Source organism: Pseudomonadota bacterium, assembly GCA_030859565.1.
Taxonomy (GTDB): Bacteria; Pseudomonadota; Gammaproteobacteria; order JACCXJ01; family JACCXJ01; genus USCg-Taylor.
Map to the genome: position 1 here is coordinate 33995 of JALZJW010000017.1, position 7047 is coordinate 41041.

At 52.9% G+C, this 7047-nt stretch carries 8 protein-coding genes; 4 read left to right on the forward strand and 4 right to left on the reverse strand.

All coding sequences use genetic code 11. The annotated features are described in order from the left end of the window. Nucleotides 1-187: 187 nt before the first annotated feature. From M3436_04305 to M3436_04320, 4 genes are all read left to right on the forward strand, one after another. Nucleotides 188-847, forward strand: a complete 660-nt coding sequence (locus tag M3436_04305; protein ID MDQ3563382.1) for a restriction endonuclease — start codon at nucleotides 188-190, stop codon at nucleotides 845-847. A 7-nt stretch (nucleotides 848-854) separates the two neighbouring features. Next, nucleotides 855-2444: an SAM-dependent DNA methyltransferase gene (locus tag M3436_04310; GenBank protein MDQ3563383.1), complete on the forward strand. Its 1590-nt coding sequence runs from the start codon at nucleotides 855-857 to the stop codon at nucleotides 2442-2444. 247 nt (nucleotides 2445-2691) lie between these two features. Beyond that, the gene (locus M3436_04315; GenBank protein ID MDQ3563384.1) at nucleotides 2692-2907 is read left to right on the forward strand and encodes a type II toxin-antitoxin system HicB family antitoxin; all 216 of its coding nucleotides are present in this window, start codon (nucleotides 2692-2694) and stop codon (nucleotides 2905-2907) included. Next, nucleotides 2904-3128, forward strand: coding sequence for a type II toxin-antitoxin system HicA family toxin (locus M3436_04320; protein ID MDQ3563385.1), 225 nt, complete (start codon nucleotides 2904-2906; stop codon nucleotides 3126-3128). Before M3436_04315 ends, M3436_04320 begins: the two co-directional genes overlap by 4 nt. A 264-nt stretch (nucleotides 3129-3392) precedes the next feature. On the opposite strand, the gene M3436_04325 is transcribed toward M3436_04320, so the two are convergent. From M3436_04325 to M3436_04340, 4 genes are all read right to left on the reverse strand, one after another. Next, complete coding sequence (locus M3436_04325; protein MDQ3563386.1) at nucleotides 3393-5048, reverse strand: restriction endonuclease; 1656 nt, start codon at nucleotides 5046-5048, stop codon at nucleotides 3393-3395. 114 nt (nucleotides 5049-5162) lie between these two features. Further along, nucleotides 5163-5492 (reverse strand): hypothetical protein, encoded by a 330-nt coding sequence (locus M3436_04330; protein MDQ3563387.1) that lies wholly within the window; start codon nucleotides 5490-5492, stop codon nucleotides 5163-5165. Then, nucleotides 5489-5818, reverse strand: a complete 330-nt coding sequence (locus tag M3436_04335; protein ID MDQ3563388.1) for a hypothetical protein — start codon at nucleotides 5816-5818, stop codon at nucleotides 5489-5491. The genes M3436_04330 and M3436_04335 overlap by 4 nt, the downstream gene beginning before the upstream one ends. A 115-nt stretch (nucleotides 5819-5933) precedes the next feature. After that, entirely contained in the window at nucleotides 5934-6854 is a 921-nt protein-coding gene (locus tag M3436_04340) for an IS1595 family transposase (GenBank protein ID MDQ3563389.1), read from the reverse strand. Nucleotides 6855-7047 lie beyond the last annotated feature (193 nt).

The following is a 7047-nucleotide window of genomic DNA, read 5'->3' on the forward strand; positions in this document are numbered from 1 at the left end:
AGGCGGGGCGCTTTAGCGGCGATCTCGCGCTCGGCGGAAAGGGCGAGCTGTTAGTTTTACATTCGGCACTTGAGAGGTTATGAATAAATCGTCGCGAGGAACCCCGAGCGCCAGGAACCGCGGAGCGAGCTACCAAACATATCAACGCGTTAGACACCACTAGTGACAATCGCTGTGCATCGGGGATATGGCCAAGAAAACGAAGCTTGATATCAGAACACTCGTGGCTGAAGCTGCTCTCTTCGCGGAGGTCGAGAGTATCTACGACGAGCCAAGTCTCTACGGTGTGACCGACGGGAAAGCGGTGGGGACCTATCTGGAGCACAAATTCACCTACTACTTGATCGCGAAGTACGACCATGAACCGGGCAACTCCGCCTCCGGAATTGATTTCCCGGGTTTGGGCGTAGATATAAAGGTCACAAGCATCAAGCAGCCACAGTCATCTAGCCCATTCACATCAGCGAGGCAGAAGATATATGGCTTAGGCTATAACCTCTTGGTCTTCGTTTACGAAAAGAAGGATGACAGCAAGGGCCGCACCGCGCGTCTTGACATGCAACACACCATTTTTGTCGAACAAGAGAGAACAGCAGACTTTCAAATGACGAAAGGCCTCCTGCAAATTCTTGAGAACGACGGAAACGTTGATGATCTCATCGCGTTTATGCAAGACAAGAATCTACCAGTCGACGACATTGAGGCACGCTCGATTGCCGAGGAAGTAATCAAGAACCCTCCGAAACAAGGTTACTTAACGATATCCAACGCACTTCAGTGGCGGCTTCAGTATGGCCGTGTAATTCAAGAAGCGGGGAAGGTCGACGGTATTCGTCGAATAAGGTAGCGCCAAGATGGCAAGAAAAACAAAAGAGAAGTGGGAATTCGGTGATTTCCAAACACCTTTGCCACTTGCCGAAGCAGCGGTCGGGGCACTGCGAAGAACGGGCATCAATCCGCGGTCTGTTCTGGAGCCAACCTGCGGCAAGGGTGCGTTCTTGCTGGTGGCGATTCAGGCATTTCCACATGCCCAACGGTACGTTGGGGTAGACGTAAATCCGAAGCATTTGGCAGGGCTCGAACCTCGGGTCTTGGCATCGAGCCGACCGGACGATATTGACCTTATTCACGAAGATTTTTTCGAGCTCAACTGGGATGCGCTCCTAGCCGAGTTACCGCAGCCGCTCCTTATACTCGGCAATCCACCATGGGTCACGAGTTCAGAGCTTGCTCTATTAGCAAGTGCGAATGTCCCAAGCAAGTCGAATTTCCAGCAGCGCCGCGGCTACGATGCCATCACAGGCAAGAGTAACTTTGATATTTCGGAATGGATGCTATTACAGCACCTGGAGTGGCTGAAAGATCGGCGCGGTGCAATAGCCGTTTTATGTAAGGCCGCTGTTGCACGAAAGGTTTTACTCCACGCGTGGAAGTACAAGTTTCCCGTTGCCAGCTCAAGCATGTTTATGGTCGACGCGCAGAAGCACTTCGGTGCATCCGTGGATGCATGTTTTCTCGTAATCGATTTGCTTCAAGGAAGTCATGCGGTCGATTGCGCGGTTTACAACGCGCTTGACTCTGCAAGGCCGTCCCAGACGATCGGCTACCACGACGCAATCGTCCTTTCCAACGTGGCGCAGTACAGCAAGTGGCGCCATCTTAACGGTAGTGATCATGTCTACACCTGGAGATCTGGGATCAAGCATGACTGTTCCAAGGTGATGGAGCTTGAGCCAGAAGACAACAAATACCGTAACGCTATGGGGGAGCTAGTTGCTCTTGAGGACGACTATGTTTATCCGATGCTGAAGAGTTCGGACATCGGGAATGGGCAGATTCGCTATGGCCGCAAGTACATGCTGGTAACGCAGAAATACGTGGGAGAAGACACCAATCCAATCAAGAAAATTGCTCCAAGAGCCTGGCGTTACCTCGAGTCGCATAGCGACCTGTTTGAGAAAAGAGGGAGCTCCATCTACCGCAATCGACCGACGTATTCGATTTTTGGTGTTGGTGACTACTCGTTCTCAGGTTGGAAAGTAGCCATCTCAGGCTTCTATAAGCGGCTGTCCTTTCAGGTAGTAGAGCCATTTCGCGACAAAGCCGTGGTCTTGGACGACACCACCTACTTCCTCCCATGTTGGTCAGAGTCCGAAGCTCGCTTCGTGGCAGGACTGGTTAATTCAGAACCCGCATCGCAGTTCCTTAAATCGATGATCTTCTGGTCGGACAAGCGACCGATCACGGTTGAGATACTGAAGCGGCTAGATCTTCACGCGCTTAGTCGTGAGCTCGGTTGTGAACCGGAATATCAGAATTTCGCGAAGCGCCGTAAAGACCACGAAATGGAGAACGCTCACGGGCAGCTATCCCTTGGTATTGCGCAGAGAAGGACCAAGTACGTAGTCAATGAACAAGTGGCGCAACAATTGGAAAGAAAGTGACCTAACCATTGGGTCAACAGAATGCTCCTAACGTCGCGCCTGTTACCCAAGACGACAGGCGAGAAACGAGCATGCGCGCCGCAGCGATCGGGATGCGCGATAGATTGATTCACAAGCTCTGAGAACACAATGGCATTACTCATTAAAGGCAAGGGCGAAAAAGAGGACCGGCGGCGCGGCCGTTAGAGCCTGTCGCAGGCTACTCGGAATCCTTTCGTATACAATAAGCCTTAGGAGGTAGTCACTTATGGCTCATCAGTTTGATGTCATCATTGAGCGTGATGGCGAAGGCTATTTCATAGCTTCCGTTCCCTCGCTACCTGGATGCCATACCCAGGCGAAATCGCTCGATGTACTCATGCAGCGCATCCGTGAAGCTATCGAGCTTTGTCTGGAAGTTGAAGGCACGTCGCCTGAGTCGCTGGATTTTGTTGGAGTTCAGCGAGTCACGGTTGCCGCGTGAGCAAGCTTCCCATCCTCACTGGTAAGCAACTCATAGCGGCACTCAGCAAAGCGGGCTTCGAGGTCATACGGATTAAAGGTAGTCACCACTTTCTTCGTCATGAGGACGGTCGGTCGACAGTAGTTACAGTTCATACGGGTGAAGCAATCGGTCCAGGCCTGCTCACTAAGATACTTCGGGACTGTGATCTTACGCGCGAGCGGTTGCAAGAGTTGTTTTAGTGCGCACGCGAAATGGCCTGGATGTTTCCCACCGGGTTCGGTGAACCCAACGCTCGGTCCGCGTGCGCACCGCAAACGGCACGGTGCACACCCTACAGGCTCTGCTGCGCAGCCGGCGGTGAGCTTAAGCGTTGAAGCTGTCGAATAAGTCTCTTTTTGCGTGTCTTATGGTAGAATGACGCTATCTGATCATAACAACAGATGACCTACCCATGGCACGTTACAAAGGGGAATTATATACTTGACTCCCTAATGTAACATTCCTCAGAACAGCCTTCCCTGCTGCGTCATGTTCTCAACTTGAGCTTTTTTGAAGGCCGTCGGGTCTACCAACGGAATGTTGGGCTTCTTCCCCGCAAAAAGCTCCTCGATAGTTATGATTTGTATCTTCGGATACTTACCGAACGGCGTTTCGTAATAGCCTGTCTTTACAGCTTCAGTGTTCATGGGTTTAGTTGAATCTGCTAGGGTAATGAAAATCCCTATTTTCGCTTTCTCGCGCGCAACCACATGCGCCAAGTCCCGAATCATCGGAACGCTGACGTTATCACCACCTTTGACGGAAACGATAGCCTTTTCGGTCGTCTTGCCATCGGGCTTGAAGTAGATAAAGCCATCGATTCCGCTATCGGCTCCCTTCTTCTTGCCGCCGTAAGGAACTGCGTCAACTAGCGACACGGCCCACCATTGGAATTGATATTTGTCGGCGGCTGCCAGGGCGGTAGCGCCTCCGAGGTCTTTCGGTGTTCCGTGTACCTCGAACGTAATGCCTGGGAAAGCGTCTTTGAGGCGCTTCTCGATCAGGGAAATAGCAAGGTGAGTAACGTCGATTCCTATCCACTGGCGACGCAACCTTTGCGCTGCGTGAATAGTAGTGCCACAACCGCAGAACGGGTCGAGCACCACATCGCCTTCGTTGCTCGAAGCCTGGATGATGCGTTCCAGCAGCGCAAGCGGCTTCTGCGTTGGGTAACCAAGTCGCTCTGCGGCTTGGGAGTTTAGGGGTGGTATGTCGGTGATAGTGTCTTGAATACTTATTCCGCCACTCAACATCCGCTTGAAGCGTGGGAACCCGCTTCCGCCCTGTCGCCTTTTGGGCCAGTGTATAAGGCCGTTAGCGTCTAGTAGATCCAGTTTTTGCGTGGTTGACAGCTTTGCCCCCACCTCGCTTCCGACGATGGCTTCGACTGCTTTATTACTCACTTTCCAGTGGTTGCCCTTGGCCGTTACATCAAAGCCACGCCACACCGCCCCTGAATCGCCGCCGCGAGTGCCCGGCGCGGTGAGATTATCGTCAGCCCACTGGCGACCATTCGCGTCCTCATTCTTGTATCGGGCCACGTGTTCGTCTGTATGAGGCAGGAGTACCTCGTTCCAGTTATAGCTATCGGATTTGGTGTAGAACAAAAGGGTGTCATGAACGTCGTTCCATCGCAACGAGGCGCTATGCGCTGCCGTTCGCTTCCAGATCACCTCGTTGCGAAAATTCTCCGCACGGAACACTCCGTCCATCACGACCTTGAGGTAGTGCGATGCAGTTGGATCACAGTGAAGGTAGAGGCTGCCAGTGGGCTTTAGGACTCGATGCAGCTCAAGTAGGCGAATAGCCATCATTGTTAGATAGGCCATCATGTCGTTTTCTTTCAAAAACGACCGCAGAGCGCGCAGCATTTCTGCAACATCGCTGTTGCCGTTGCTCATCACCTCATCAAAAGCTACCTCCGCTGAATCGTTCCAATGCCAAGTGTCTTCAAACGCTTCAATTTGCGCCTTCGATTGTTCGCCAGACGTGGCTTTGAAAAGGACGTTATAGGTCGCTTGACTGTTGAATGGAGGATCAAGGTAAATAAGATCGACGCTTTCGTCTGCGATCGAATGACGAAGCACTTGCAGGTTATCGCCGTAGTAGAGGGCATTCACACCCCCCTGTATCGGTTCGTCCCCCCATTTCCTGACGCCCGACGCGCGACATCCAAGCCTTCCTCGGCCATAGCAACATCCAAAACGCGCAGATCGCGGCCGAGGCGCCCGACTCTACTTGATCGCGACGATTATTCCGATGACCGTGAACCCAAGCGTAACGATCGCAGGGACAGCCCATTGCAGGGTCCTTACTTCTGAGGCGAGGGCCGCCACATTTTGGCTGAGCGATCTTAGCGTGGTGAGGACTTCAGAGAGAGCCATGCCCTCGCTCTCGGTTACGGCTTCGATCTCCTCAGGCCCCAACTCCAGTTTATCCTGGTAGGGACCACTGTAGGGCTTGAGAGTGGCCTGCTCCAATCGGTGGATTTCGACCGAGATCAGATCATCCTTGTACGGAAGGGAGATCGACCGTGGCGTGAGGTTCGTTATCCCAATGATCAAACGGCCGTGATATCCGGGATCGATCTGCGGTCCGGTAGTCGCGACGAGCCCTTTGCGAGCGTATTTGGACCGAAGGCCGAAGCGCACGCATGCTGGGGGCCAAATCTTATCTCTTCGAGGACGGTAACGACGCCAAAGTCCCCTGGCTGAATCAGGAGATAGCCGACATCCTTGATGTTTACGATTTTTTTCGTGCTGGTCGTGGCCCCTTGGCTCCCTACCCGAAGGTCGTAGGTGGCTGCCTGGACCTGCGCCTCGTCGAACGGAACGATGAGGATTCCACCGCTCCGGTACGCCTCCGAAATTTGTTGGGCGGAAAGGATCATGCTGAGACACTCTTCTTTCGAGCCGCCTTCTTGGGCGACTTTGCTTTCTTCTTTCGATTTGGTCGATAAGCCAGAACTACATCGGTAATTCTGTCCAGCACCGGCGGTGGCCGCTTCACGCGATCAGACTCTTGTAGGTGACGCGCCGTCCCACGGTTGCATCCACAAAACTGTCAAGCCTATTCAGCGTGTGCCGTTGCACGTTTCCGTCGTTTAGCCGAAATGTGAACTCATCCACGTACCGAGCGAGGTGTTTATCGCTGGCGTGGTGATATACACCGTGCAGTCCGCGCTTCAGTACGGCCCACACGCTTTCAATGCTATTGGTGCTCACGCCATCGCGGGCAAATTCGCCAGCGCTGTGATTGATTGTCTTGTGGTCGTAGAACATGCCGCCGAGTCCTTGATAACCCGCGTGTTCGTCAGTATGGAGCATTGATCCGACTTCAACATTCTCAAGGATGGCAGCGTGCAAATTGCGGGTGTCGGCAATTGCGATAGGCTTTGCCTTCGTGCGACCGCTGCGATCACGCATTCCGACTACCGGGATCTTGCCGACGGTGCCGCGACCGGCGCGAAGCTTTTTCCCAGAATGCTTACCCTTCTCTTTCGCACCAATGTAGGTCTCATCAACCTCAACCACTCCGCGCAGCACCGTCAGGTCATTACCACAAGCCTCGCGGAGCCGGTGCAGAACGAACCAAGCCGACTTCTGCGTGATGCCAATCTCCTTGGAAAGCTGAAGCGACGAAATACCTTTACGCGACGTGACCAGCAGATACATCGCGTAAACCCATTTGTGCAGCGGAACATGTGACCGCTCAAAGATTGTGCCGGTGCGAACGGTAAAATCTTCCTTGCATGCGTTACAGCGATAGAAGCCGTCTTTGCGGACAGTGATGCGCTCTGCGCTTCCGCAGGTCGGGCACTTCACGCCCTTTGGCCAAAGACGCTCCTCAAGATACTTGCGTGCCGTTCCTTGATCGGGGAACATCTTGAAAAGCTGAAAGGTGCTAATGGTAATTTTGTCGTCCATGTGCGGTTTCCTATATCAGGAAGAAATTGTATACCTAACTGGTGAGGGAGTCAAGTATATAATTCCCTTACAAAGACTATTCTTACGATCAGCATAAGCTCCTTCCGATTGCCTTTCGGGAGCAGATTCTCCCGGGCACCTTCGAGTACACGTTGAATTATCTGATAGACCACGAGGTGGATCTCTCGGTATT